Source organism: Thiohalocapsa sp. ML1, assembly GCF_001469165.1.
Taxonomy (GTDB): Bacteria; Pseudomonadota; Gammaproteobacteria; order Chromatiales; family Chromatiaceae; genus Thiohalocapsa.
The window spans coordinates 161,763-187,251 of record NZ_JABX01000003.1; the positions used below are offsets into that span (position 1 = coordinate 161,763).

The following is a 25,489-nucleotide window of genomic DNA, read 5'->3' on the forward strand; positions in this document are numbered from 1 at the left end:
CGGCTCAGACGGTGATGTTCGAGCAAGCCGCCACCCTGCACCTGTCCGGCGAGCTCATCTGCAACGTCCGCTATCCGGACCCCTGGCGCTTTCTCGCCGGCGAGTCCCAGCGCAAGGACGTAGACGCCTTCCTCGCCCGCCTGGGCCGGCGGCTGGCCTGCACCCGCCAGGGCGGTGCTTGGTTCGCGGCCTACCAACAGATCGGCACCGATGAGCGCCGGGCGCTGCGGGAGGCCTTCGCAGACATCAAGCACACCCTGTGGTTCTTGGTGGGAATCTTCGTTCTCGTCATGCAGGCGGTGCGCCAAGACCAGTTCCTGGCACCGGGCAGCCTCATCAAGGCGAGCCGGGTCATGGCCGCCATCGACGAGAACCCCCGGTAGTCGAGCACCATGGCCATCGCGGCATCCCAATGATCCCGGGATGCCCATGAAGATCGATTTCCCCAAGCAGGCGTACCAGGCGCTGGTCGAGATGCTCCTCATCGCCGATTGGGTGCTGCACGGGCACGAGGTTGAGGCGGCCGATGCGACCCGCCCTTTGAGGCGCTGCGCAAGAAGTGCTTGGGCGAGGCCGGGCTGCGGACCGCCGATCAAACGACCTTTTTGAAACGAATCTCCACGGTTGCCCCGAGAGCGGCAGCTGCGTGCTTGAGCGACTTCAAAGTTAGGTTGGAGCCCATCTTTTCCATGCGTTGATAGGCTTGATACGACTTACCGAGCGTTTTCGCCACCTGGGCTAACGACTTGTGCTGCTGCATGCGCAAGATATACAACATGACGGGAGCCGCCACATCCGCGCTCAACGGGATACCGACCTCACCGTCTCGAATAGCGCTCGGCAAGGGAATGTCCAGGTCCTGCGCCGCCATGGATTCGAGAACGCCGTCGAGCGCCTCCTGCGCGTTGAAGATCGCCTCTTCCAGGGTCTCCCCCCAGCTGAAAACGTTCTCCAGGTCGCGAAAGGTCACGATAATCCCGTCCTCGTCATGCGACAAGGTGGCACCGTAGATCAATTCCAACTCCAACATAGCGTACCTACCGACCGATACTTTGATAACGCGTTTTCAGCGCTTCAGATTCCGGCTATGCGGGTGCCGGGGACTTGCCTCGGCACCCGCTCGCCGCTCGTAGCCGCCTAATCCTGCGAGAGCTTCACACCCGTCTGACGCTCCAAGGCGGAGATCAGACTCTTCGGGATGTCCCGTCCCGCACGGACCGGCACGGGGCGAAAGCCCTCTTTCTTCATGATGTGATGACTTCCTTTAATCCGGTCCAAAACCCAACCGTTTTCTTTCAATTTCTTAACTGCATCTTTCCCCGTCATGCGCCCCACCGAACAAAAAACGTTTTACAAAATACATAATTCCACTTCTCGCAGTAAATTCGAGCAATCCCGTCGCAGATGGAAGTCTACATAACGCAGGCTGGACACACAACTTTTATGTTGTGCTTGGGTCGCCGCGACGAGCCCAGCTTCAGGCTTTGCGGCGCCCCGCTCGCCCAGGTGGACAGATTCGGACCTAGCTCCGGCTGGACGCAGCGGCGCCCGGGTTCGGCCGGGCGTGGCGATGGGCTCGGGACCGCGTAGGGACGTGGGGCCGGGTTCGGCGCGCGGGCGCCACTGGACAGCCCGGACCCGGCCAGACACACTCACCCGCTGAATTTCGACGGAAGATGCCGATGCGACTTGTCTCCCTTGCCGCTGCGCCGGCAGTCGATGCACGGCGCCGGTCGTGCAGCGATCCGCGCCGAATCGCAGCCCGATGAGCGAGCCGGAGCGCCTCATCACCCCCGCCGAGTCCGCCGACGACGGCGCGCTCGACCGTGCCATCCGCCCGCGCCGGCTGGCGGACTACGTTGGCCAGCCCGCCGTGCGCGAGCAGATGGAGATCTTCATCGGTGCCGCCCGCGGTCGCGGCGAGGCGCTCGATCACACGCTCATCTTCGGCCCGCCCGGGCTCGGCAAGACCACGCTGTCGCACATCATCGCCCACGAGATGCAGGTGAACCTGCGCCAGACCTCGGGCCCGGTGCTGGAGAAGCCCGGCGACCTCGCCGCGCTGCTCACCAACCTCGACGCCGGTGACGTGCTGTTCGTGGACGAGATCCACCGTCTTAGCCCCGTGGTCGAGGAGATCCTCTATCCCGCCCTGGAGGACTTCCAGCTCGACATCATGATCGGCGAGGGCCCCGCCGCGCGCTCCATCAAGCTCGACCTGCCGCCCTTCACGCTGGTCGGTGCCACCACCCGCGCCGGCCTGCTGACCAGCCCGCTGCGCGACCGCTTCGGCATCGTGCAGCGGCTGGAGTACTACAGTGCCGAGGACCTCACCCACATCGTGCGGCGCTCCGCGGCGATCCTGGCCATCGATACCGAGCCCGACGGCGCCGCCGAGATCGCCCGGCGCTCCCGCGGCACGCCGCGCATCGCCAACCGGCTGCTGCGGCGCGTGCGGGACTTCGCACAGGTGAAGGCGGGCGGGCAGATCACCCGGGCCGTGGCCGACCAGGCGCTGGGCATGCTGAAGGTGGACGCGCTCGGCTTCGACCACATGGACCGCCGGCTGCTCCAGGCCGTCATCGAGAAGTTCGACGGCGGCCCGGTGGGCGTGGAGAGCCTCGCCGCCGCCATCGGCGAGGAGCGCGGCACCATCGAGGACGTGCTCGAGCCCTTCCTGATCCAACAGGGCTATCTGATGCGCACGCCACGCGGGCGCATGGCGACACAGAGCGCCTATCGCCACTTTGGACTTGCGCCGCCGCGGCGGGACGCGGCGCCGGTGGCGGATCTGTTCGATGGTGCAGCAGACCCTTAGTAACGACCTTAGTAACGAGTCAAGAACAAGTTACACATCCCCTTGAACCTACGAAACACGCGAAAAGCGCGAGAATTTCAGCGAACCCCGACTGTCCGGCTTGTTCTTTCGCGTATTTCGCGTGTTTCGTAGTTGAAAAAACTGCGTTGCTTGTTTTTGATCTGTTACCAAGTCGTTCAACTTGTTGCTGAAGCGTCCCTTAGCCGCGGTTGCTCCGTTCCCCACGACAAGGTCAAGCTTGTCGTTGTCGTTGTCGTTGTCGTCTTGCTGAATCCCGATGAACGATAACGACAACGACGCGAAGGCCTCACCGGCACGGGGATTCCCGATCACCGCGCCGCAAATCCGCGTTGAGCTTCGCCCCGGCTGCCCCACCATCGGCACTTCACAACAACAACGACGGTAACCACCAATGACGAGGCTTCTCTGCCTGTTGCTGCTCGCGGCAGCGCCGGTGACACAGCCGGCGCTGGCCGCAACCGATGCCGAGGTGCTGACCCAGCTCGAAAACCCCGGCTATCAAGCCAAGCCCGACTGGTTCAAGAATTCTTTCCTGGACATCCGCGAGGACGTCGCCGAGGCCACCGCGGCCGGCAAGCGCGTGCTGCTGTATTTCTACCAGGACGGCTGCCCGTACTGCGAAAAGCTCCTGCGCGAGAACTTCGGCGATCGCGCGATCAGCGAGACGGCCCGGGACGGCTTCGACGTCATCGCCATCAACCTCTGGGGCGATCGCGAGGTCACCGGCACCGACGGCGCGCAGACGACCGAGAAGGCCTTCGCGGCGGCGCTGGGCGTGCAGTACACGCCGACCATCCTGCTGCTGGACGAGGACGCCGCCACGGTGCTGCGCATCGACGGCTACTACCCGCCGAACCAGTTCCATGCCGGCCTGCAATACGTGGCGTTGAAGCGCGAGCAGGCGGGCGAGGCCTTCCGGGACTTCTACCACCGTCAGGACGCCGAGGCCGCCAGCGGCAAGCTGCACCAAGAGCCGGGCTTCCTCACGCCGCCGATCAAGCTCGCGGACAACCGTGCGGAGAGCACGCGCGCGCTGGTGGTCATGTTCGAGCAGCCCGTTTGCGCCGCCTGCGACGAGCTGCATCAAGACATCCTGCGCCGCGACCCCGTGGCCCTGGCGCTGACCAACCTGGACGCCGCCGTCGTCGATGCCTTCTCGCCGCAGACCATCCAGACGCCGGACGGCCGCGAGCTGCAGGCCCGCGACTGGGCCGCCGAGCTCGGCATCAACTACACGCCGAGCCTCGTATTCTTCGATGGGGACGGCAAAGAGGTCTTCCGCACCGACGGCTATCTGCGCGGCTTTCACGTCCACGGCGTGCTGGACTACATCGCCACCGGTGCCTACCGCCACCAGCCCAACTTCCAGCGCTGGCTGCAGCATCGCACCGACGCGCTGCATGCCCGCGGCATCGACTACGACCTGATGGAATGACGGAACCTGAGCGCACCGACCACCGCCGGCGCTTGCCGCCGGCCCTCATCGGCCTGTTCCTGCTCCTGCTGCTAGCCGGCTGCGGCGGCGGCCCGGAGCTGGCGCGGCTGCCGCCCGGCACCGTGGTGCTCGCCTTCGGCGACAGCCTCACCGCCGGCACGGGCGCGGGCTCCGGCGAAGACTACCCGAGCCGGCTTGCGGCGCTGTCGGGCCTTCAGGTCATCAACGCCGGCATTCCGGGCGAGCAGAGCGCGCAGGGTCTAGCCCGTTTGCCCGGACTGCTCGCCGAGCACCGCCCCGCGCTGGTGCTGCTCTGCCACGGCGGCAACGACATCCTGCGCCGCAGCGACGGCGAGCAGCTACGCGCCGACTTGCGCGCCAACTTTCGCGGCATGATCGAGGCGGCGCGCGCATCCGGTGCCGACGTGATGCTGCTCGCGGTGCCGACGCTCGGCCTCGGCCTGCGACCGCACCCTGCCTATGCCGACCTTGCGAAAGAGCACGGCCTCGTCATCGAGCAACGCGCCCTCACCGACGTGCTGTCCGACCCCGCGCTCAAGGCCGACGGCGTGCACCCCAACGGCGCCGGCTACGGCCTGCTCGCGGAGCGGCTCGACCGGCTGCTGCGGGAGCGCGGCGCCTTACCCTGAGCCGAACGAGCGCCGATGTTGGTTAGGCCCGACCGGAAACCGCGCTAACGGTCGCGCGGCACTTGTGCTAAATGCGCGGCTTGAGTCGCGTAACGCATTGTTATTCTGTAGTTCAGCCGCTTCACCGCGCCGTTTCACTTGTGTTAAGGCTTGTGCTAAACCCCGCACCGGCCAGCGCTTGCCGCAACAACTCGGTCCAGCGACCCTCCAGCCCGTAGAGCCGCACGCGCTTCGCATCCGGGTTCACGGGCACGGCGAATCCCTGCTCACGCCAGCGTTCCAGCCACTCCCGCGCCGTGTTTGCGGAGACGCCGAACCATTCGGCGATATCCCCGGGGCTGAAGGTCATCGCCTCGGCGCCGAGCGCCTGCCCGCGCATCAAGAGCCGTGTGAGCAGTTGCTGCTGCACCCGGTGGAGCGTCTCCCAAGGCGCCGGGGGTTGGCGCTCGGGCGCGTACAGCGCCACCGCTTGTCGTCGCAGTGTCTCCGCGGCCTCGCCCATGGTGTCGAGAAAAAAGCCAAGCCACTGGCCATGATCCGGGTCGTGGCGCCCGTCGTAGAAATCCACGGGCAAACCCATCTGCAGATGCCGATAGTAGGCGCCCAGGTCCGCGGTGTAGTGCTCCTCCAGGGACAGAAAGCCCCGCATCTCATAGCCGCTGCGCCACAGCTCGAGGGTCGCAAGGGCGCGAGCCGTACGGCCGTTGCCGTCCGGGAAGGGATGGATGCTGACGAAACGGTGGGCCAGCAGCCCCGCGCGCACGGGTCCGGGCAAGGACGCGGCGCGCTCCCCCCGCCACCAATCCACCAGATCGGACACATAGTCCGGCACGTCCTTGGGGCTGGGCGGGGCGTAGTCGATGCGGCGCGTGGCACTGTCCACCACCGGGCATTCCGCGCCGCGATAGTCACTGCGTCGGCGCCGCCGGCCCATGCCGTGCACGAGGATGATGCTGTGCAGCTCGCGGATCAGCTCTTCCGACGGCTGTCGCTCGGCCTCGATCTGCTCTTCAATCCATTCCAGGGCGCGCCAGTAGTTGCGCACCTCCTGCTGCATCTCGGTCTGGGTGCGGTCCAGGGCAATCACCGCCCGACCGATCTCGGCCGAGCCCAGGGTATTGCCCTCGATGCGGGTGGAATGTCGCGTCGCGCGCTGACGCGCCTGCTGACGCAGGCAGAGCTCCCGATCCGGCGGCAAGGGCAGCACGGCAACCACCGCGCGCGCGGCCTCGACCAGGCCAAGGCTTCTGACCATGGCGTCGCTGTAGTGAAAGCGGCCGGTGAAGGGAATGCCGGGAAGCAGCGTCGACAAGTCCACAACAGCCTTCACGCGTTAAGGGCAAGATCCGCCTGTGGCGCAACCCGCTCGTTGTCGCAAGTGTACCAAGGGCCGAGGAGGGCTCTATTGGCCCTGGGCGCTTTTGTCCACGAAGCGCGGCATCGCCGAGCTTGGATCGACCTTGGGCATGCGGGGCGGTCGTTCCATGAGAATGCTGCATTAAAGCCAGCAGGGCCGCACAGGACAAGGGAGTCGGGCAGCAATCCCTGCTTCGTCCGCACCTACAACGGAAAGGCCCCGGCGCATGCCGGGGCCTGGCGTTTCGGCTGTCGCCCGCCGAGCGCCTTGTCGTGCCGGGCAGAGCGGCAGACGCTCCGCGCCGATGGGGCTCAAGCGTCCAGCTTGCTGTCGTCCGCCTCGCCGAGGCACTGCTCGGACTCATACCACATGACGTTGATGATGCCGAAGGCGACGGCGAGCAGGACGCCGAGCATCCAGGAGAAGTACCACATGTTGGGGCTCCGATTGAGCAGAGGTTGAGGTCAGGCTGCCATCGTTTTGCGAAAGCCGGTGCGGCGCGCCGAAAAGGGCCGAGGGCCGAGGAAGGCGCGCCTCGGCCCTTGGCCCTTGGCCCTTGGACCTAGTAAGCCAGCGTATCCTGCGCCTTGATCTCCGCCACCGTCACCCGCCGCCACATGCGCGCATAGGTCCAGGTGGTGTAGGCGAGGATGATGGGGATGAAGATCACCGCGGCCCAGAACATCACCGTCAGGGTCAGGTGGCTCGAGGTCGCATCCCAGGCGATCAGGCTGCTGCCCGGGTTGGTGCTCGACGGCATGATGAACGGGAACATCGCCGCGCCCGCGGTCATGATGATGCCGGTGATCCCCAAGCTGCTCACCACCAGCGCGAGCCCGGCGCGGTCCTCCATCGACAGCGATACGGCGTAGCCCAAGCCCGCGAAGCCCATGATCGGGAACAACAGCGTCCAGGGGTGGTTCCAGTAGTTCGCGAACCACGCAAACCGTGCGATGACCACCTCCTTGGTCAGCGGGTTTGGCAGTGCATCCAGCGCCGGCATGCTCACCACGCGGAAGCCGTCGATGGCGATGACGAGCCACAGCCCGGCGAGCGCAAAGGCCACGATGGTCGCAACCCCGGTGACCTTGGCCCACGCCTTCGCACGCCCCACGATGGGCTCCTCGGTGCGCAGTTGCAGCCAGATGGCCCCGTGCATGGTCAGCATGCCTAAGCTGATCAGCCCCGCCAGCAGCGCGAAGGGGTTCAGCAGCTCGAAGAAGCTCCCCGTGTAGTAGGGCCGGAGCAGCTCATCAAGGTGAAACGGCACGCCCTGCAGCAGGTTGCCGAAGGCGATGCCGAACACCAAGGCCGGCACCGCACCGCCGATGAAGAGCCCCCAGTCCCACGCATTGCGCCAGATCGGGCTCGCGATCTTGCTGCGGTAGTCGAAGCCGACCGGCCGAAAGAACAACGCGAACAGCGCGAGCAGCATCGCGAAGTAGAACCCCGAGAAGGCGGTGGCGTACACCAGCGGCCAGGCCGCGAAGATCGCCCCGCCCGCGGTGATGAGCCACACCTGATTGCCGTCCCAGTGCGGGCCGATGGTGTTGATGATGACGCGCCGCTCGTCGTCGTTCTTGCCGAGGAAGGGCAAGAGCGTGCCGACGCCCATGTCCATGCCGTCGGTGACGGCAAAGCCGATGAACAGCACGCCCACCAACAGCCACCAGATGAACTTGAGGGTTTCGAAGTCCAGGATCATGGATCAGTCCTCCCGCCGTTGGGCCGGTGCAGTCGTGGGTGTCGCGCCTGCGCCGTGGCTCGCATCGTCGTCGGCATGCTGGCCGCGCTCGCCGCGCTCGTGGCAGTAGCGCCCGGTATGCAGGGAGCTCGGCCCCTGGCGCGCGAACTTGATCATCAGGAACATCTCGATCAGGAACAGCGCCGTGTAGAAGATGACGAAGGCGGACAGGCTGAAGACCAGATCGCTCGCGGTGAGGCTGGAGGCGGCGATGGACGTCGGCAGCACCTCGCCGATGGCCCAAGGCTGGCGGCCGAACTCGGCGACGAACCAGCCCGTCTCGGCGGCGATCCAGGGCACCGGGATGCTGAAGACGAAGGCGCGCAACAGCCAGCGCTTGTCCTGAATCTTGCGCGCCGCGTTGTAGTAGAAGCCGAGCACGAACAAGAGCAGCATCCAGAAGCCCGCCGCGACCATGACGCGGAAGCTCCAGAACAGCGGCGCGACCTCCGGAATGGAGTCCTTCACGGCGAGCTGGATCTGCTCCTCGGTGGCCTCGGCGGGGTTGTCCACGTAGCGCTTGAGCAGAAGCCCGTAGCCGAGATCATCCATGTGCTCCTCGAAGGCGCCGCGGTTATAGGGCGTGTCCTCGCCGCCGCGCAGCCGTTGCAGGTACTCGTAGGCGATCATGCCGGAGCGGATGCGCACCTCGTGCTCGCGCATCAGGTCCTTGAGGCCAACGACCTCCTTGTCCAATGAGCGCGTCGCGATGAGCCCGAGCGCCCAAGGCACCTTGATGGCCATGTGCGTCTCTTCGTCCTCGTTGCTCGGCAGGCCGAACAGCGTAAAGCCGGCGGGGGCCTCTTCGGTGTGCCACTCCGCCTCGATGGCGGCGAGCTTCACCCGCTGCACATCGCCCACCTCGTAGCCGGACTCGTCGCCGAGCAGGATCACGGACAGGATGGACGCAAGGCCGAAGCCCATGGCCACCGAGAACGATCGCTTCGCGAAGGCGAGATCCCGGCCTTTCAACATGTACCAGGCGCTGATGCCGGCGACGAACATGGCGCCGGTGACATAGCCCGCGGCCACGGTGTGCACGAACTTGACCTGCGCCACCGGGTTCATCAGCAGCTCCCAGAAGCTGGTCATCTCCATGCGCATGGTCTCGAAGCTGAACACCGCGCCGACCGGATTCTGCATCCAGCCGTTGGCGATCAGAATCCACATGGCCGAGAGGTTGGAGCCGAAGGCCATCAGGAATGTCACCATCAGATGCTGGCGCTTGGTCAACCGGTCCCAGCCGAGGAAGAAGAGCCCGATGAAGGTGGACTCCAAGAAGAACGCCATCAGCCCCTCGATGGCCAGCGGCGCGCCGAATACATCGCCGACGTAATGGGAGTAGTAGGCCCAGTTCATGCCGAACTGGAACTCCATGGTCAGGCCGGTGGTGACGCCGAGGGCGAAGTTGATGCCGAACAACTTGCCCCAGAACTTGGTCATGTCCCGGTAGATCTCGCGCCCGGTCATGACGTAGACGCTCTCCATGATCACCAGGATCCAGGAGAGGCCGAGCGTCAAGGGCACGAACAGGAAGTGGTACATCGCGGTGGCGGCAAACTGCCAGCGCGAGAGCTCGATCATGGTGCTGTCAAGCATAAGGTCGATCTTCCATCTTGCGGTGGTGGCATCGGACGAGGCGGACTACCGGCAGACCCGGCGCATCCCCCGTGGCCCGTCCTTGACCGGGCGCCGCGCTGCCCCTGCGGCGGCGCGCCAGCGGTGGCGCGTCCGGCGCTGGCCACCCGCCGCCCGGCGTTGCACCGGCGCGCCGCGGGCGTCGTCCATGTATTAGGAAGATCTTATATTCGGCTCGTGCCGTACCCCGACATGCGAATTGTCAAGGGCGACAATTCCGCTGGGGTAAAGCCGTTGTTTCGCTGATGCCGGTCAAGGGTCGGCCCGAATCTTTCCAGCCAAAACAAACGGATAAACGATTTTGCTGAGGGTATCAGCCGGAGTTGGGCAAGCCGCTCGCGGCGTACCGATCATGCGCGCTCCAAGTCTCTGACATACCGTCGAAGCGTTGTCGTTGTCGTCATCGAAAACCCGCTCCGACGAGCGTGCTCCTGCCCCGGCTCCATCAGGGCAACGGCTCCAAGTGCAGATGCGGCGCGCCCGCCCCCTCGGCGCCGTGCCGATGCGCCTCCTCGGCGATGCGCACCGGCAGCAGCGACAGCCGCCCGTTGCGCACGCCGGGCTGGGCGATGACGGCGTCGGCGAAGGCGCGCACGCGGTCCGACGCGCCGCGCAGCACGACTGTCTCCAGGCAATGGTCGTGGTCGAGGTGCACGTGCAGCGTGGACACCGCAAGGTCGTGGTGCTGGTGATGGGCCTGGGTCAGGCGGGCGGCGAGCTCGCGCTCGTGATGGTTGTAGACGTAGCTCAGCGTCGCGATGCAAGGGCCGCTGGGCTCGGTGGCGAGCCGCTCGGACTCCAGTCGCTCGCGGATCAGGTCGCGGATGGCCTCCGAGCGGTTGTCGTAGCCGCGAGCCTCGCGAAAACGCTCGAAGGCGGCGTTGAGGTCATCGTCGAGGGTAATGGTGACGCGTTGCATCGATCTCTCCGGGCCCGCGGTCGAGTACGGGAGCATAGCCGATGCGCCGCGCCGGAATCGCCCGCGCTGTCCGAATCGGGATCGCTATCGGGATCTCAGGATCGGACGCGCGTTCGCGATTCCGCGTCGCGCGAGTCCAAGCGGCTCGGCATCAAGCGGCGCCGTGGTCGCGCGGGCACCAGACCGGGCGCGCCGCGCCCGGCCCGAGCTATTCCTGCGCGCCCCCGACCGCCGACCCGGGTCAGGCGATGCGACCGGCCCCCACCGCGGCTACACTGGGCCTAAGCCCGCCCGCCCGACTACTGCCCGCCATGACCCGCCTGCGCCTGCCCATCGGCATCCAGACCTTCCGCGAGATCCGCGAGGAGGGGCACTACTACGTGGACAAGACGGGCTTTGCGCTGCGGCTCATCGAGCAGGGCAAGTATTACTTCCTGTCGCGCCCGCGGCGCTTCGGCAAGTCGCTGTTCCTCGACACCCTCGCCGAGCTGTTCGCCGGCAACGCGGCGCTGTTCGAGGGCCTTCAGGCGCACGGGCGCTGGGACTTCTCGCGGCGGTTTCCGGTGATCCGCATCAGCTTCGGCGGCGGCGTGGTGCAGAGTCCCGAGGCGCTGGACGCGCGGATTCGGGATTTGCTGCGCATCAACACGGAGGCGCTCGACATCGCCGTCCCGCAGCACCTCGACATCAGCGGAACCTTCGCGGAGTTGATCCGCCGCGCGGCGACCGCGCGGGGTGAGCGCGTTGTCGTGCTCATCGACGAATACGACAAGCCCATCCTCGACAACCTCGCCCGCCCCGAGGCCGCCCGCGCCATCCGCGACGGGCTGCGCAACCTCTACTCCGTCATCAAGGACAGCGACGCCCACCTGCGCTTCGCCTTCCTCACCGGCGTATCCAAGTTCAGCAAAGTCAGCCTGTTCTCCGGCCTCAACAACCTCAACGACATCACCGTCGATGCCGCCTACTCGGCCATCTGCGGCTACACCGAGGCGGACCTCGACACCGTCTTCGCCCCCGAGCTGCAGGGGCTGGACCGCGACGCGATCCGCCACTGGTACAACGGCTACAACTGGACCGGCGAGGCCGTCTACAACCCCTTCGACGTGCTGCTCTTGTTCGACAAGCGCCAGTTCCGCCCCTGGTGGTTCGAGACGGCCACGCCGACCTTCCTGGTGGACCTGCTGCTGGAGCGCGAGGTGTTTCTGCCGCGGCTCGGGCAGCTCCTCGCCAGCGAGGCCCTGCTGTCGAGCTTCGACGTCGGGCGCATCGCCACCGAGGCGCTGCTGTTTCAGACCGGCTATCTCACCATCGACTCGGTGCGGCAGGTGGGCGCGCTGCTCCAATACCGGCTGCGCTACCCGAACCAGGAGGTCTTCGCCAGCCTCAACGGCGCCATGCTGGAGCCGCTGCGCAACTTCGACAGCGCCGCACCGGAGCAGACCGCGCGCCTATATGACCTGCTGCTCGCCAACGACTTTGCCGGCATGCAGCAGCTCTTCACCGCCTTCTTCCACAGCATCCCCGGCGACTGGCACCGCAACAACCGCATTGCCCGTTACGAGGGCTTCTACGCGAGCGTCTTCTACGCCTACTTCGCCTCGCTCGGCCTGGACTTGAGCACGGAGGAAGCGAGCAACGCCGGCCGCCTGGACATGGCCCTGCGCTTCAACGGCCAGGTATACCTGTTCGAATTCAAGGTGGTCGAGCTGGCCCCCGAGGGTCGCGCCCTGCAACAGCTCAAGGACAAGGGCTATGCCGAGCCCTACCGCGGCGACGGCCGCCCGATTCACCTCATCGGCGTCGAATTCAGCCGCCAGCAGCGCAGCGTGGTCGGCTTCGAGGTCGAGACGCTGGGCTGACCCTCCCCCGCGCACGAATCGCCGCACTAATCGCGCAGAAATCGGGGGAGACCACAAAAGCGGGGCTGCCCTCAGGTCTTGCAATCAAGCTTTGCGGAATGCTGCATCGCAAAATGACCCTTCGGACTCCTAGGCGCCGGCTTCCCATGGAAAGGGTTATCTACCCGGGGGTGGCGTCGTCCACGGCAGTTCGCGTTGCACCACCGTGGGCGGTGACGCGCGGGCGGCAGCGCAGCTTGATCGGGGCGCGGGTGCAGCCGTCGTCGCTGGCCTTGCTCGACCACGCGAAGGCCTCGCCCGGCCGCAGCGCGGCCATGCGCTCGGCGGTCAGACCCGACAGCGCCGCGTTGGCCTTCTGCACATGCTTCAGCCACGCCGGCGAATTGAACTTGTGCAGGATGATCTGCGTTGAGAGCTCGATCACCTTGACCTGCACCGACTGCGGATCCTGGCTTGCGATCAGGATGCTGGTACCCTTGTGCCGCATCTCGCGGATGACCTCAACGAGCCCATCCACCAAGTCGGGGTTTTGGATGTATTTGTGGGCCTCGTCGAAGACCACGAGCTTATTGAAGCGCTCACCATTCCAAGTGGCTTCCGCCACCAGGTGCAACAGCACAACGAAAAGCCCCAGCGCCTCGTCCTTCTCCATCAGCTCGTCGCGAAGATCGACGATGACTAGTCGACCAGGTCGAAACAGCGCGGTAATCGAGGCGCCGTCAGCGATGTAATCGGCAGCGAAGTCCAGGCGCGTGCGGGCCAGTTCTTTCAGGTTCTCCGCCATGCGGGACCGCTCGATCCCGTCGCGCAAGCCGTCCAGATTCAGATCGCGACGGATCTCCTTCATGATTTGCTTGAGCTGGCGCAGGTAAAGGGCCTGGTTTCCGACTGCGCCCATCAAGAAGGTCCAATGCTTCACCTGCAGTTCGGCGGCGCTGAACCGCAGCGGCGTGACCTCGATGCCCGGAAACTCCCGGCGTCGCTCCTCGACCTGGGCCTCCGGCGCGATGATCAGCACATCGTCGAGGCGCGTCGGTTCCGCCCCGTAGCGTCCCCGCAGCAGCTCAAGCTCCTCGGCCTTGCTGTTGGGCCGCACCATGCTGGTGAACTCCGGGGCGTAATCCATCGTCGGCGAGTAATGGAAGATGACACCGCCGAGCGGCTTGGGAAGCGCGTTGATCCCGGGCAGCGGTCGCAACGCCATTTCGACCATCGCGCCCAAGGTGTAACTCTTGCCGGCGCCCTGCACACCGAACAGGCTGATCGTGTGGGTTTCGTTGAGATCGAGCGCCACTCTGCGGCCCTGGGTTTCGCCCAAGAGACCGTACTGCGGCGATGGCTCGCGCTTGCCCAGCAGGATGTCGTAATCCGGCGGACGGTCGGTGCCCAAGCGGTCTGTCGCGTCCGCCCCTGACCGTACCGGCAGCGGCCGATCGACAGGCGCTTGCCCTGGCTCGACATAGGGTGTCGGCACCGCGGACTCCGCTATACGCTTGTCCTGCCCCGATGAATCCGCGCCTCGAGCCGAAGCTTCGCTTCGCTTCGCGACCTGCTCCACGGTACCCGGCACTGTCGGTGCGGCCGGCGCGGACGCAGCGCCCGTCACAAACGACGTCGGCGAAACAGCGAGCGATGACGCGGCAGTGTCGGCGCCGACAGTGCCAGTACGCAGCCCGTCGGGAGACGCAAAGGATTCCCAATCGACCGTGCGATCCCGCGGCGGGCTCAGGAACGCGGCGGTGCGCAGCACGGGCACGGTGGGCTCGCGCGGCGCGGGCGCGGCCATCAGCCCGGGCACGGCATCGGACGCTGTTGCGACCGCGCAGGCCGCAGCCAGCAGGCCCTTGATGCGATCCGCGCCGATGCGGTGAAACTCCACGCCGAGGTCCACGTCGGGCTGGTCCAAGCCGTCCTTGGCGAAGTCGAACACAAGTCCGGTCCGGGTGAAGCTCAGTCGATACCCCTCGTCGATGGTACGCAGAAAGAAGCGCGCCTCTTCCGCCGCAGCGGCGGACACCAATTCGTAGCGTTCCGCCCGTGCCAGGTAGAAGTCCAGGAGCACGTTCAGCTCGCGGGACTTGACGACGTGATCCGGCCGGCGCTGGCCGTCCGCGTCGAGATCGAAATGACCTGCCAGCACGCGCTCGCTCTCGCCGATCTGCTCCGCGATCGCCTGCCGCAGCGACGCGCTGCCGAACAGATCGGCCACCTGGCGGTAACACTTCACCTCCACCAGACGGCACACGATCTCCCGCCGGCGCGGGTCTAAATCGAACAGCGCGAGATCTGTGCGCTTGAAGCTCATGGCCTCGCCGACCTCGTCCGCCGCGGCCTTGGCGCTGCGGTAGAGCTCCAGGTGGGCATCGAGGGGCACGACGATCTGATCGGCGAAGACCCCCTGATCTTCCAGGAAGAGTCTGGACAGGGCCAAGCCCATCGCCTCCGCCTGCTGATTCGGCGCGCTGACCAGCTTGAGTGCCAACCGCCCGGACAGGCTCCGCAATTGGTCCAGCAAAAGGACCGCGTAGGCCCTGTCCGCCGGCAGCTCGAAGGCGTGCAACACCGGCGCGAGCATCGCCTCCACCTCGTGCAGGGAGCGGGAGCTGATCGCCAGGTTCGGACCGGCGTTCTGGCGTATATCTGGCGAATGGTCGATCAAGTACTCCGGGCGTTGGGAGCGCCGCCGGCCGGTCGGGCCGCCATGGTCGAAGTATTCGATGCCCATGTTGCGATCGACGGTAAAGACCCAGTCGCTGTGCTCGTGCACCAGATGCAGCAGGGCCTTGTGGTCGGGGGACAGGGCGAGCGTCAGTTGGGGGCGCAGGTCCATCCCGCTGCGCCCGGTCGCCACGTTGGCCGTCGCATTCGCCAGGACCAGCCCCAAGCGGGCGAGGAGCCGGGTCTCGTCGGCAAGCTCGGCGATCGGCAGCGGCACGCCAAAGCGGGGATGGCGCCGCCAAGCCACCAGCGATTCGTCCTCCTGATACTCCGTCGCCATGTCGAGCACCAGCCCGTGGACCGGGGCAACCCCGTCGCGGCGATCCCCCGGCGTGGCCCCCACCTCGGACGCGGCGAAGACATCGAACAGCAGGGTCAGGTGCGCCCGGTAGTGGTCGGGGTGGCCCAGATAGTCCCCGATGCCGCGCACGGCGACGGCAAGCTTCGGCGACAGATGATCCTCCGCCGGGGTGCAGAAGGCGTCCGCCTCGGCCACCGTCGTGCTCGCCGAGGGGTTCAAAAGCTCCGTCAGACCTTCGGCCAGGGCCGGGGACGCGCTGTCCGGCGCGAACAGGCGGATGTCGTAACGCAGATCCCGCAGATGCGGCTCCCGCTCCAGTGCAAGCAGCGCTTCCGCGATGACGCCCGCCCGCCCGGCATTGAACGCATTGACGGTCAAGGTGCCGACATAGGGATGCTGGGCCAGATAGCGCTCGAACCGGCTCGCCAGATACTCTCCGTCGATCACGGACCCGCCGATGCCGGGCTCCGGGAGGCCCAGGGCGCTGCACAACTGGCCCAAGAGGCCCCGCGGGTCCGCTTCCGTGCTCGGCGCGTACAGGCTCCAGAACGGGCTCAAGTTATCCACCAGGACGAACAGCCGCCCGCTGCCGACCGGCAGCACCGCGGGAAAGCCCGCCGGAGTCAGGTAGCGCAGCAAGGCGTCGCGAACCGCTGTCACCCGCGTCGGCGCCAGTCCCGCGGACGCGGCAAGCCAATGTTCGCCTAGCTTCGCCCAGAGGGCGTACCACAGGGCGCGCAAGGGGTGGGTCGGTGCCAGCAGCAAGGCCTCGCGCGTCTGACCCCGGTGATCGCCGAGCACGACCGCCACGGTGTCCAGACGCAGCAGGGCATGTAGCTCGGCGAGCGCCGCATGACCGCGCTCGGCCAGTCTGCGCAGCTCTTCCACCAGGCGGGCGAAGGCATCCGCGTAGCCCAGGGCTTCTTCCAGCAGATCCCGAAAGTCCGCCGCCTCGGAGACGAGGCCGCCGGCATCGCCGGCGATGCCGGCCAGGTAGGCAGCGCGGGCGGTCTTGAGCTCCTCGGTCAGGGGTGCGCTCGGCCACGGCAACGCGTCCTCCGTGGCCGACTCCGCCCCGTCGTGGCCGATGACGAGGCGCCAGCAGACCGGGCCCTCCGGCTCCCTCAGGATGCGCTGCTCGATCTCGCGCAGACGCTTGGAGACCGGAATGGCCCGGGTGCCCTCCCGTCCGAAGGGGACTTCAAGCAGGTCCAGGTCGCGGCTGTTCCGGTCCACCCAGCGCGGCTCCCCCGGCCGGACCAGGTTCGGATCTCGGCCGCCGGAGAGCGCGGCGAACTGCAGCTGGAACAAGGCGTGGAGCAGGCCGGGCGAGCGCTGGACCGCGCGCTGGGGTGGCTCCACGTCGATATCGCCCTCGGGCAGAACGTAGAACAGGTCGGAGGTATTCGCAGGTCGCTGCCCGGTGTCCGATGGGCCTTCGAGCACCATGTTTCCGTCCGCGTCCACGAGGGTGATAGGCTCGCCGTCGGCGGTCTCGGCGACCACGCGCAGAAAGTGCCAACCCTCCTCCCACGCGACCTTACCCAGGTTGCTGAAAGTCACCGTGGCACGCAAGGTTTTCGGCCTCCAGGCGCTCTTCTTCCTGGAAAAACCGATGGGGCCGCTGTCTACCGAGACCACATGGACCACGAAGCGCTCCAGCCCCTGAACGCTCTGGGGGTGTGGCTCGACCTGGAAGCTGGCAGTGAACTTGGTCAGTCCGTTTGGCCCGAGTGGGAGATAGCGCTGCCCGGCCAGCGCATCGATGGCAGGGTTCTCTTCGCTCGGCTCCGCGATGGGCAGCCCCGTGTCCACGTTGTAGATACAGACATGATCGGGGGTCTGCTCGCTGACGAACTCCCATTTGTCGAACGAAAACTGCCAGCACGACGGGTCCATCGCGATGCGGCGGGTCCAATGGCGCGGACTTTCGGTGCCGGTCTCTTCCAGAAAGCCACCGAATCGGTTGCGGAAGCCCCCGTCTTTCAGCTCCAGCTCCTGCACGCGGCCGCGCTCGGACAGCGGCGACCAGGTGATCTTCTCGACCTTGCTCCGGTTGTTGCGCGCTTGCTGGGGCGCCTTCAGCGGGTCCAAGAGCCATTCAAAGTCCGGGATCAGCCCGAGATGAAACAGCGCCGCCCCCAAGGTCTCGGGAGCGTTGCCGTTCGCCCTCGCGGTCAGGAGCCAGCGCACCGCCGCCGCGGAATCGGCGAACAAGCCCGAGCGTGCGTCGCCGCGTAGATCGCGCAGCAGTTGCGCCGCGATACCGCGGTAGGGCTCGCCGAGCGCCGCAATCATCTGATCTTCCAGCTCCCGGTAGGCATCTGACAGGTCCAGCTCCTCGAAGGTGGCGACGCCGAATGAGTCCTCGGCCGCAGCACGCAGGCCGCTCGGGATGAACACCAAGAGCGGCGGGCGCAACGACCCGTCTGCCTCCGGGTTGCGCAACTCGACGAGCTTGGTTGGCGAGACATAGGGGTCCGCCACGTCCGTCGCATGCTGATCCGCGAGGATGACCACCGCGGCGTCAGAGACCTCCGCGCGCAGGGCACTGCATAGGCGGGAAGTCAAGGCGTCGTCGAGATCTTGGACCCGCATGCAATGACCGGGGCCGCGAGCGCGCAGACTCGCGGCGAGCCGCGGCTGCAACAGCCCACACAGCTCCGCATTGAGATCCTGGGCGGAAATGTCTCGAATGCCTTTCGTCATTGGGCGGCGCCTCCGGCATGCGCGTGATCGGTGTCGCCGTCCGCTCCGGTTTCCTTGGCAATGGGATAGCGGGGGGTCACGGTCTGGGCCACATAGGCGTCGGATAGGTCGCGGAAATACCCGACCTCGCGCAGGCGGCCGACAAAGGCCTCGCGATTGGAGCGCAATGCCCGCCGCTCGGCGATGGTGCTTCCGGCGAAGCCGTCGCCGTCCGGCAGACGGTCGATGTAAAGCCCGTAGCGCTCGCGAAGCGCGTCCAGCACTTCATCGACGCGAAGATTCGCCGTGTGGTAGCCGCGCACGCCGCCCGGCCGCAGCACGATCACCTGTAGCAGCACCTCCAGCAAGCGACTGTCGAGGATGAAGCGGCGCGGTGCGCCCTTGGTGCGCTGCTGGGCCACGAGCGCACCGGGACGGTTCTTGAGCAGCAGGGAATCAAGCCAGCTAGTGAGTTGGGCGCGGTGATACTCACCCCGAAATTTCATCAGTACTTCGATGTACGTGTCGAATGCGCTTAGCTTCATCTCTTGCGCTCGCCGTAGCTCGGGCTCAAGCTCGCCCGCGTCGTCGGTGCAGTCGCGTGCCAAGCTGATCATTCGATACTCGAAATATCTTTCGCGTTCGGATTGATAGGCTTCCCCAAGCAGCGCGAGCAATTCGGCCAAGCTGGCAGTTTTCCCGTCGCTCGGATGGAGCTTGCCAAGCTTCCGAAGATCCTCGGAAAATTCGTCCAACTTGCGCAAAGAGAAATATGACTTCACAAACGGGGTGATTCGGCGAAGATGGGCGTCGAAGCTCCGAATCGCCAAGCTCGAAACCGGGCTATTGGGGTTGCCGGCAACATCCAAGACTATTGCTACCTTGTAAGGGCAATCGCCTTGCGGATCTTTGTCAACTCGGGGGTTCATCGGGCACCGACGCGGATGGCAGGTTGGGTCTGCCTTAGCGCCTCGAACGAGGCGAGGGACGAGCTTGATCAGCTTCAAGTGATAGATTGCGAGATGAAAGGAGAGCAGAACCTTTAAGTATTCGACCATGACCGAGCGCGGAACGAACGGGGAGTAGCAAAGCAGTCGTTGAACGTCTTCTGTCAGCAAGTCCGCGCCGCCGATGCAGGTCGGCGGAAAGCAGTCCCGCGGAAAACGCTCGTCCGCCGTGTCTTTAACATGGACGGAGAATGACAGCAAAGCTTGCGTTTCTACGTCCATGTGAGCTGCAGTTGCCGCGGTACCGGTGAGCGGATCGAAGCCCTGAAAGAAAAAGCGCTTCAACTGATCGATTACTGCTTGGCCTGCGTCTCGTCGTGCGGCGTAGATCGCTTCGTAAATATGCTGTGCCGCTCCATAGTCGCGCGAATGCAGGACGTTGCGAAATCGATATGTATAACCGTGCAGCGGGCGCGGAGCGGCAACCGTCGCGTTCGCTCTTCCTCGGTTAACCATGTCCAGCAAGTGCGTTTCCACCCACCGATGGGTCGCTGTTGGAAATCGCTCAAACCCTTCGAATCCTTCTCTATCCTGGATGATCTGGTCCACAAAAGCGGCAACTTCCAGCGAGCGTTTGCGCTGAACTCTGGGCGTCAGGCCATTAAACTGGACCCGTCCGAAAAAGTTCGTCAAGACGCGATCCATCTCGATGAACTGAAAGTCCAAGTAATTGACTTTTTGCAGGCGAAAATCTTTATCGCGTTTCGACAGAGGCATCACTCGGTCTCCAGTGCCGGTTGGTCCATGACGAGCCGCCCGGTGGGCTCGCGGCGAATGCGGTAGAAGTCGTGTCCGGAGGTGGTGAGCAGCACCTCTTGATAGGGTGCTGAGCCGAGCAGGTTCTTGAACACCTCGAGGCCCATGTAGAACCCTTGGCTTTCCTCTACCCCCGGTCGGTAGCCCTGGTTGAGACGCTGAAGCATCTCGAAGATGTCCAGGTTGATGGGCAGGCGCGGGTCGGCCCCGTGCTCCGCGCGGTAGCGCAGCACCAAGCGGCTCGGCATGTGCTCGATGAACTCCGCGTCGCGCGCCTCGTCGCTCACATCCAGGCTGAAGCGCTCGCGGGGGAAGAGGCGAAAGCTCTTGATGGTCCCCTTGTCCACCCGGCGGACCTGGAGCGCGAATGCGCCGCCCAGGCGGCCGGTGTCCGCCAGGCCCTCGCCCCGGTTGATGGCGTCGATAAGCTCGGGCAGCACGGTTTCGGTGGAGACCTCGCCGCGGATGATCCCGAGCATTCGCATGCCCGCCCGGTAGGGCAGCATGGCGGCGACGGCAGGGTCTCGGCGCTCGAAGAATTGGCGACGCCGGGCCATGGCGAGATACTGCCGGTGCCGGGCCATGGCCGCGCGCTCGGCGTTGCCCTGATAGCCCCGGGGCAGCCGCTCGAACAGGCCCTTGAGCAGCTCCAGGTCGTAGCCCCCGCGCTCCGCGAAGCGGTGCAGCGCGGGCTCCTCGCCGGGGGAGACGAAGTCCAGGCCGCGGTCCAGCCGCGGGTCCGGCACCCGGCCCATATCGACCTGCTTCAGCAGCGTCAGCAAGCGGTCCCGGTTCTCGCCGTCGCCGCCCATCCAACTGTTGAAATAGAACCCCTGGAGCACGGCCTGCGCATCGCCCGCGGCATACAGGGCGTGGATCTCGGCGCAGTTGCGGGTTCCGACCAGCATGAAGGCGAGCGCCGAGCGCAGATCCCTGAGCGTGATGTGCAGCCGCCCGCGCAGGTGGGTCAGTGCGTAGAGGGTCTCCAGGCGCTCGACGACCTTCTCGCCGGCGGTGCTGTCCTGGAAGGTCCGGACGTTGTGGCGCACGTAGCAGCGCGGGGCCAGCTCGCAGTTCTCGCACGCCGTCCAAAGGTCCAGATCGACGAGCCTCTCGATCATCCGCCGCAACAGGCTCTTGTGGCTGCCGCTGCCTGCGCGAGGCAGGGCGACGATGCTGCGCAGATTGAGATTGACCACCGCGATGCCGTCTTGGCGCGCCCCGGTGGCGAGCCCGCGGCGGACCACCTGGGCGAGCCCGGCGAAGTCGTCCCCCCGGGTCTCCAGAAAGTCGATCAGCCGCCCCTCGTTGATGGCGATGAGACGGGTCTCGGTGCCAGGTGCTGCGGCGGCCGGCAGGGTGCCGTCGTCTTGCAGCGGGCCGGCGAACGGGCCGAGAAAGTCGAGCAGCACGCTGTCGCTGCTGCGCTCGCCCTCGTCCTGGCTGCCATCGTAGTTGCTGAGATAGACCCGGCCGTCCAGGGTGAAGCGGCAGCCGTTGACGCGCGGAGGGTCCATCGCGGCACCGCGTTTTCTGGCGCGCTGCTCCAGCACCTGCAGAAATGCCGTTTTGCCGTCACCGGCGTTGCCGGTTACGACCACCAAGCGCAGCCCGCCGGCCAGCACCGCCTCCACCAAGTCCTCGTCCAGGGCGGTCTCGACATAGAGCTTCTTGCCGAGCGCGTCGAGTCCGCGGGTACCGGCGTTGCTAGTGCGGCTTTGGCTGTAGAGGGTCAGCAGATAGTCGACGAAGGGGTTCCCCGGGGTTCCGGGTCGGCCCGAGCCAGGCGGCGCGAACCCTTCGATGCGATGGCCCGTCAGGTCCGACACGGCGGGCAGAACGACGCGCCGGGCTCGGGGGATGGCCTGGAGCGCATCCAGCACCTCGGCCGCGGACGCCGGACGCTCGGCCCGCCGCGGTGAGATGAGCCGCTGCACCAGCTCCGCCAGGGCGCCGTCCAGCCCGTCGCCATCGGGAGCGCCGCGCGGGTCCGGCGCCAGGGCAGACAGGCTCGGCGCGCCATCCCAGGGCGGCCGCCCGGTCAGGATCTCGAACAGGGTCACGCCCAGGGCGTACAGATCCCGGTCCGCCAAGGTTTCAGGCGTCGCATCGGCCCCCGCGTCGAAGTCCGGCGGCACATAGCGGCGGGTGCCGCCGCCCAGGCCCTCGTCACGCTGGGTGTGCACCGCCACGTTGAAGTCGATGATGCGCACCCCGGCATCGGTCCAGAGCAGATTGCCGGGCTTGATGTCGCAGTGGTACACGTTGTGGCGGTGCAGGTGATCGAGCCCCGCCGCCACCTGCCGGCCCAGGGCCAGGGCATCCTCCGGGTCCATGGGGCCGGACCGCACCATATCCGCCACGTCCAGCCCGTCCACGTATTCGAAGACGAGGTACGGCGTGCGGTCCCCGGGCAGCACGTCCGCGTCCACCACCTTGACGACATTCGGGTGCTCGGGCACCCGGAGCAGGGTCTGGTACTCCTTCTTCAGCCGGTTCAGCGTGGACTCCCGGTCCCGCAGGATCAGCTTCAGGACCCGGGTCACGTCGCCGAAGGTGTCGACCACCTTGTAGACCACCCCGAAAGCCCCCGGCCGGCCCAACTGCTCCATCACCACGAACTTCTGCCCCAGTCGGGTGCCGGGCTTGAGGGTGAGATAGTCCAGGGAGCCCTCGGCGCCCGGCATGTCTTCCCCCTCGGCCCGACGGCTTCCCGTCTGTTCTTGGCCGGTGACGATGGGCCTGAAGGCGGCCAGGGCCTCCGCCGCGCTCGGACGGGCGTCGATCTGGAAGGTGCAAAGCGATTGGAGCCAGGCGCCGAGCCCCTCCGGCAGGCCTGGTGCCAGGTCGCCGGCGCCCTGGGGGAAGACGGCGTTCAACGCAAACATGGCCGTGAAGTCGTCGAAGGGCCGCTCCCCCGCAAACAGCTCGTACAGCACCAGTCCGGCGCTGAACACATCGGATGCGCCGGTGGCAGCCGACGGGCCGACATGCAGCTCGGGGGCCTGGTAGTCCCGATCCAGCTCCCCGGCGACCTGCTCCGCTACGGTCTGGCTGCCGCCCGGGACGGCGCGCGCGTAGTCGAAGCCCAGGAGCCGGGTATGCCCGTCTTGCCCCAGCAGCACGGTCGCCGGACAGATGTTGCGATGCACCACGCCATGGGCATGGGCGTGGGCAAGGGCGGACAGGAGCTCCTCGGCGATCCGAAGCTTTTGGTCCAGGGTTAGCGCCAGGGCCGGGCGCTCCAGGTGCAGGCGCAGCGCCGAGCCGGGCACATCGTCGGTGACCAGCACATAGCCGGACTCGTCTTCCAACGGAAAAAAGTCCCGCGCGCCGACGATGCTGGCGTGGGGCGGCAGCCGGCTCAGGGCACGGTAGGCGTTGCCGATCAGGCGCCGCTCCGCCTCCCGCGACGGGGCGTCCTGGTAGGGGTCGGCGCGGTAGACGCGCAGGCGCACCGTGCCCGCCCGCGCGCCGGCGAAGGGGTTGGCGGCGCGGTACTCGGTATAGCCTTCGCCGCCGGAGATGCGCTCCACCACTTCCCAGTTGCCGTAACGGGCGGGGCCTTTGGGCTTGCGCACGGCGATCTTCAGCGCTTTCGAGATCGCCGAGATCAGCTTGCCGACGGCGCGGTCGAATCGGCTCGGCACCCGCTCCGGGTCGGTGAAGAACGCCACCGCCTGCTCCAGTCGCACCACCTCGTCCGCGTCGCGCTCGGTGCGGTCGTCGAAGGCCGCGTCCGGCGCCGTCAGGATCACAGCGCTGCCGACAAAGATGCGCCCCAGCTCGGCATGGCGCGCCGGGTCGCTGTCCACGATCAGGCCCTTGAGCGCTTTGGCGTGACCGCGCAGCTTCAGCAGCGGGGACTTGAAACACTGCCGCCCCTGCGGGCACCAGTAGGACCCGTCCACCTCGATGCGCCCCCGGGTGCCCTTCACGTCCACCAGATACAGCGCATGCGGCGCCACCACCGCCAAGTCCACCTCGTAGCGGGTCTCGTTATGGAGAATCTCGAAGTTGTGGATGACGGCGTAGCCGGTCGGCAGCCGGTCCCGCAGGTGCGCAATGGCGAGGCGCTCCGATTCGTTCACCGGCTCGCCGACGGAGATGACTTTGGCGGGCATTAGGCGGCTCCTGATATCGGGCGCTCGACTGCGCTCCGCGCCTGCATTTCAAGGCGAATCGCTTCTGTTTGAAGCTGGGCGGCGCGGATAGCTTGAGATCCGATGGCTTCAACAACGTCGTCGCGCAACTTTGGAGCGATTACGCTGCCTATCTGCGCCACGTCTAGCGTCGGGATAGATGTCCCGTAGGCCCGTGCCTTGAGCTGACGACGCCCATACTCTGAGCGAAGGAAGATGAATAGGAACCCAGCCACGAAGTCCGCGCGGCAACCAACCCGTATTGCATGTTCGGAGACGGCGCCGTTCATCACTGCCCCGATTGGCAGGACAGGTAGGCCGATAATTCCAGAAAGCTGTCCGGAACGAGGAACCAAGACAGTGTTCTCGCTCACCTTGAGATCTTCTAGGCCGCGTTGAGCCATTGCCAGAAAGGTGTCCGTTGCAGGGTCCGACCATTGAATCGCCGACGTACCGAAGAAGGGCAAACCGTAGCTGCTGTCGGTCACCGTCACGCGCTTGTAGCGACCGGGCTCGGCGATCGCTTCTGCGAGCTCGGACACGGTAACCGTTGCTGGGCCCGATTGGAGAGGCTGCAGCGCATCCAAATGGAACTGACTGTGATAGAAGGCATCCAATCGGCGTACGATACGGCTACTGAGTGCCGCCGTCACGGAAAACGGTTGCACAGACCCCGGGTGCTTTATATCCGGGAGCCCCGCAGAGGCAATCAGCTCTCTTGTGGCTTTGCCGCCTAGCTTCGCCGCCTCTGCGCGACGCGCGGCAGCTAATTCCACAAGGTCGTGAATCTCCTCCTCCAGTTCCGCGCCCAATCTGGGCACCGGTACATTGGCAATATGCTCCGGCTCGATATGCTGAATGATTGCGCCGTAGGTGCCGGCGGTGACCAGGGGTACGCCGAAGCGGCTGGAGAGAAAGGCGTAGAGATAGCCGGGCGGGATGCGCACGGGGTCCGGACAGACCTTCATGATGTCCTGCGAGGACCACATGCCAGCCATGTCCGGGCGGGCGTAGACCATGCGCCCGATGGTGCCAGAGCAGGAGATCAGGGTCATGCCCGGCCGCACTTCCAGGTGCCGGAGCTTGGGCAAGTCCGCGTGCTTGCGGCTCAGGAGCGGCAGGTGGGACAGGTCGGCCAGCAGCATGGAGCTGGAGCCGAGAAAGGGCACGCCGTGGGCGGGGTCGGTCACCCAGCGCCGCGAGAACTGGGGGCCGTTGAAGATCCCGCCCCCGGGCCCGGCGGTCAGCGACTTGAGCGGCTCCTTCGGCGCGTCCAGGCGGCGGATGCGCTCGCGGGCCTCCACCGCGCCGTACAGAAAGGGTCCCACGTCGAGGCGCCGCCGCTCGCCATGAATCCAACTGCTTGGGACGGCTTTGACCTTCATGCCCTGCGCCGGCCTATGCCTCGGTGGTTGCGATCGGAAATCATGTCG

18 protein-coding genes are annotated in these 25,489 nt (G+C 66.2%); 6 read left to right on the forward strand and 12 right to left on the reverse strand.

Annotated elements, in window-relative coordinates:
- Positions 1-14: 14 nt before the first annotated feature.
- Positions 15-383 carry a hypothetical protein gene (locus tag ML01_RS03050; RefSeq protein WP_058553921.1) on the forward strand — a complete coding sequence of 123 codons (369 nt, stop codon included), beginning with the start codon at positions 15-17 and terminating at the stop codon, positions 381-383.
- A 40-nt stretch (positions 384-423) separates the two neighbouring features.
- Positions 424-609, forward strand: a complete 186-nt coding sequence (locus tag ML01_RS28325) for a hypothetical protein (protein WP_156427526.1) — start codon at positions 424-426, stop codon at positions 607-609.
- Here the strand turns inward: ML01_RS28325 and ML01_RS03055 are convergent.
- A complete protein-coding gene (locus ML01_RS03055; protein WP_058553922.1) occupies positions 593-1,030 on the reverse strand; it encodes a type II toxin-antitoxin system HicB family antitoxin in 438 nt (145 codons plus the stop codon). The genes ML01_RS28325 and ML01_RS03055 overlap by 17 nt on opposite strands.
- Positions 1,031-1,137: 107 nt before the next feature.
- Positions 1,138-1,326 carry a type II toxin-antitoxin system HicA family toxin gene (locus tag ML01_RS26815; protein WP_082673914.1) on the reverse strand — a complete coding sequence of 63 codons (189 nt, stop codon included), beginning with the start codon at positions 1,324-1,326 and terminating at the stop codon, positions 1,138-1,140.
- A 439-nt stretch (positions 1,327-1,765) separates the two neighbouring features.
- Between ML01_RS26815 and ruvB the strand changes: the two genes are divergently transcribed.
- Positions 1,766-2,818 carry a Holliday junction branch migration DNA helicase RuvB gene (gene ruvB / locus ML01_RS03060; protein ID WP_058553923.1) on the forward strand — a complete coding sequence of 351 codons (1,053 nt, stop codon included), beginning with the start codon at positions 1,766-1,768 and terminating at the stop codon, positions 2,816-2,818.
- A gap of 48 nt (positions 2,819-2,866) precedes the next feature.
- Here ruvB and ML01_RS28330 read toward each other — a convergent pair whose 3' ends face one another.
- On the reverse strand, positions 2,867-3,151 hold the full coding sequence (locus tag ML01_RS28330; protein ID WP_156427527.1) for a hypothetical protein: 285 nt from the start codon (positions 3,149-3,151) through the stop codon (positions 2,867-2,869).
- A gap of 79 nt (positions 3,152-3,230) precedes the next feature.
- Between ML01_RS28330 and ML01_RS03065 the strand changes: the two genes are divergently transcribed.
- A complete protein-coding gene (locus ML01_RS03065) occupies positions 3,231-4,274 on the forward strand; it encodes a thioredoxin fold domain-containing protein (RefSeq protein WP_058553924.1) in 1,044 nt (347 codons plus the stop codon).
- On the forward strand, positions 4,271-4,924 hold the full coding sequence (locus ML01_RS03070; RefSeq protein WP_058553925.1) for a GDSL-type esterase/lipase family protein: 654 nt from the start codon (positions 4,271-4,273) through the stop codon (positions 4,922-4,924). The genes ML01_RS03065 and ML01_RS03070 overlap by 4 nt, the downstream gene beginning before the upstream one ends.
- A gap of 121 nt (positions 4,925-5,045) precedes the next feature.
- Here the strand turns inward: ML01_RS03070 and ML01_RS03075 are convergent, their stop codons facing one another.
- From ML01_RS03075 to nikR, 5 genes are all read right to left on the reverse strand, one after another.
- Positions 5,046-6,236, reverse strand: a complete 1,191-nt coding sequence (locus ML01_RS03075; protein WP_254045120.1) for a Fic family protein — start codon at positions 6,234-6,236, stop codon at positions 5,046-5,048.
- Positions 6,237-6,592: 356 nt separating this feature from the next.
- Positions 6,593-6,715 carry a cytochrome bd-I oxidase subunit CydX gene (cydX, locus tag ML01_RS26820; RefSeq protein ID WP_082673907.1) on the reverse strand — a complete coding sequence of 41 codons (123 nt, stop codon included), beginning with the start codon at positions 6,713-6,715 and terminating at the stop codon, positions 6,593-6,595.
- Between the two features lie 128 nt (positions 6,716-6,843).
- Entirely contained in the window at positions 6,844-7,986 is a 1,143-nt protein-coding gene (cydB, locus tag ML01_RS03080) for a cytochrome d ubiquinol oxidase subunit II (protein ID WP_058553926.1), read from the reverse strand.
- Positions 7,987-7,989: 3 nt separating this feature from the next.
- The gene (locus ML01_RS03085) at positions 7,990-9,624 is read right to left on the reverse strand and encodes a cytochrome ubiquinol oxidase subunit I (RefSeq protein ID WP_058553927.1); all 1,635 of its coding nucleotides are present in this window, start codon (positions 9,622-9,624) and stop codon (positions 7,990-7,992) included.
- 484 nt (positions 9,625-10,108) lie between these two features.
- Positions 10,109-10,582, reverse strand: coding sequence for a nickel-responsive transcriptional regulator NikR (gene nikR, locus ML01_RS03090; RefSeq protein ID WP_058553928.1), 474 nt, complete (start codon positions 10,580-10,582; stop codon positions 10,109-10,111).
- A gap of 311 nt (positions 10,583-10,893) precedes the next feature.
- Here nikR and ML01_RS03095 point away from each other — a divergent pair, with 311 nt between their 5' ends.
- Positions 10,894-12,444 carry an ATP-binding protein gene (locus ML01_RS03095; protein ID WP_058553929.1) on the forward strand — a complete coding sequence of 517 codons (1,551 nt, stop codon included), beginning with the start codon at positions 10,894-10,896 and terminating at the stop codon, positions 12,442-12,444.
- A gap of 160 nt (positions 12,445-12,604) precedes the next feature.
- On the opposite strand, the gene ML01_RS03100 is transcribed toward ML01_RS03095, so the two are convergent.
- From ML01_RS03100 to ML01_RS03115, 4 genes are read right to left on the reverse strand one after another with little or no spacing between them, the layout of a single operon-like run.
- Positions 12,605-18,172, reverse strand: a complete 5,568-nt coding sequence (locus tag ML01_RS03100; protein WP_058553930.1) for an ATP-binding protein — start codon at positions 18,170-18,172, stop codon at positions 12,605-12,607.
- Positions 18,169-19,875 (reverse strand): hypothetical protein, encoded by a 1,707-nt coding sequence (locus ML01_RS28335; protein ID WP_156427528.1) that lies wholly within the window; start codon positions 19,873-19,875, stop codon positions 18,169-18,171. The genes ML01_RS03100 and ML01_RS28335 overlap by 4 nt, the downstream gene beginning before the upstream one ends.
- The gene (locus ML01_RS03110) at positions 19,875-24,038 is read right to left on the reverse strand and encodes a protein kinase (protein WP_058553932.1); all 4,164 of its coding nucleotides are present in this window, start codon (positions 24,036-24,038) and stop codon (positions 19,875-19,877) included. The genes ML01_RS28335 and ML01_RS03110 overlap by 1 nt, the downstream gene beginning before the upstream one ends.
- Entirely contained in the window at positions 24,038-25,441 is a 1,404-nt protein-coding gene (locus tag ML01_RS03115) for a hypothetical protein (RefSeq protein ID WP_058553933.1), read from the reverse strand. Before ML01_RS03115 ends, ML01_RS03110 begins: the two co-directional genes overlap by 1 nt.
- Positions 25,442-25,489: the final 48 nt, after the last annotated feature.

Bases quoted from the DNA above. Each gene is read 5' to 3' on its own strand.
- ML01_RS03085 (WP_058553927.1), bottom strand. From the start codon at position 9,624: ATGCTTGACAGCACCATGATCGAGCTCTCGCGCTGGCAGTTTGCCGCC.
- ML01_RS03115 (WP_058553933.1), bottom strand. From the start codon at position 25,441: ATGAAGGTCAAAGCCGTCCCAAGCAGTTGGATTCATGGCGAGCGGCGG.
- nikR (WP_058553928.1), bottom strand. From the start codon at position 10,582: ATGCAACGCGTCACCATTACCCTCGACGATGACCTCAACGCCGCCTTC.
- ML01_RS26815 (WP_082673914.1), bottom strand. From the start codon at position 1,326: ATGACGGGGAAAGATGCAGTTAAGAAATTGAAAGAAAACGGTTGGGTT.
- ML01_RS28335 (WP_156427528.1), bottom strand. From the start codon at position 19,875: ATGCCTCTGTCGAAACGCGATAAAGATTTTCGCCTGCAAAAAGTCAAT.
- ML01_RS03065 (WP_058553924.1), top strand. From the start codon at position 3,231: ATGACGAGGCTTCTCTGCCTGTTGCTGCTCGCGGCAGCGCCGGTGACA.
- ruvB (WP_058553923.1), top strand. From the start codon at position 1,766: ATGAGCGAGCCGGAGCGCCTCATCACCCCCGCCGAGTCCGCCGACGAC.
- ML01_RS03100 (WP_058553930.1), bottom strand. From the start codon at position 18,172: ATGACGAAAGGCATTCGAGACATTTCCGCCCAGGATCTCAATGCGGAG.
- ML01_RS03055 (WP_058553922.1), bottom strand. From the start codon at position 1,030: ATGTTGGAGTTGGAATTGATCTACGGTGCCACCTTGTCGCATGACGAG.
- ML01_RS03095 (WP_058553929.1), top strand. From the start codon at position 10,894: ATGACCCGCCTGCGCCTGCCCATCGGCATCCAGACCTTCCGCGAGATC.
- cydX (WP_082673907.1), bottom strand. From the start codon at position 6,715: ATGTGGTACTTCTCCTGGATGCTCGGCGTCCTGCTCGCCGTCGCCTTC.
- ML01_RS03110 (WP_058553932.1), bottom strand. From the start codon at position 24,038: ATGCCCGCCAAAGTCATCTCCGTCGGCGAGCCGGTGAACGAATCGGAG.
- ML01_RS28325 (WP_156427526.1), top strand. From the start codon at position 424: ATGCCCATGAAGATCGATTTCCCCAAGCAGGCGTACCAGGCGCTGGTC.
- cydB (WP_058553926.1), bottom strand. From the start codon at position 7,986: ATGATCCTGGACTTCGAAACCCTCAAGTTCATCTGGTGGCTGTTGGTG.
- ML01_RS03070 (WP_058553925.1), top strand. From the start codon at position 4,271: ATGACGGAACCTGAGCGCACCGACCACCGCCGGCGCTTGCCGCCGGCC.
- ML01_RS03050 (WP_058553921.1), top strand. From the start codon at position 15: ATGTTCGAGCAAGCCGCCACCCTGCACCTGTCCGGCGAGCTCATCTGC.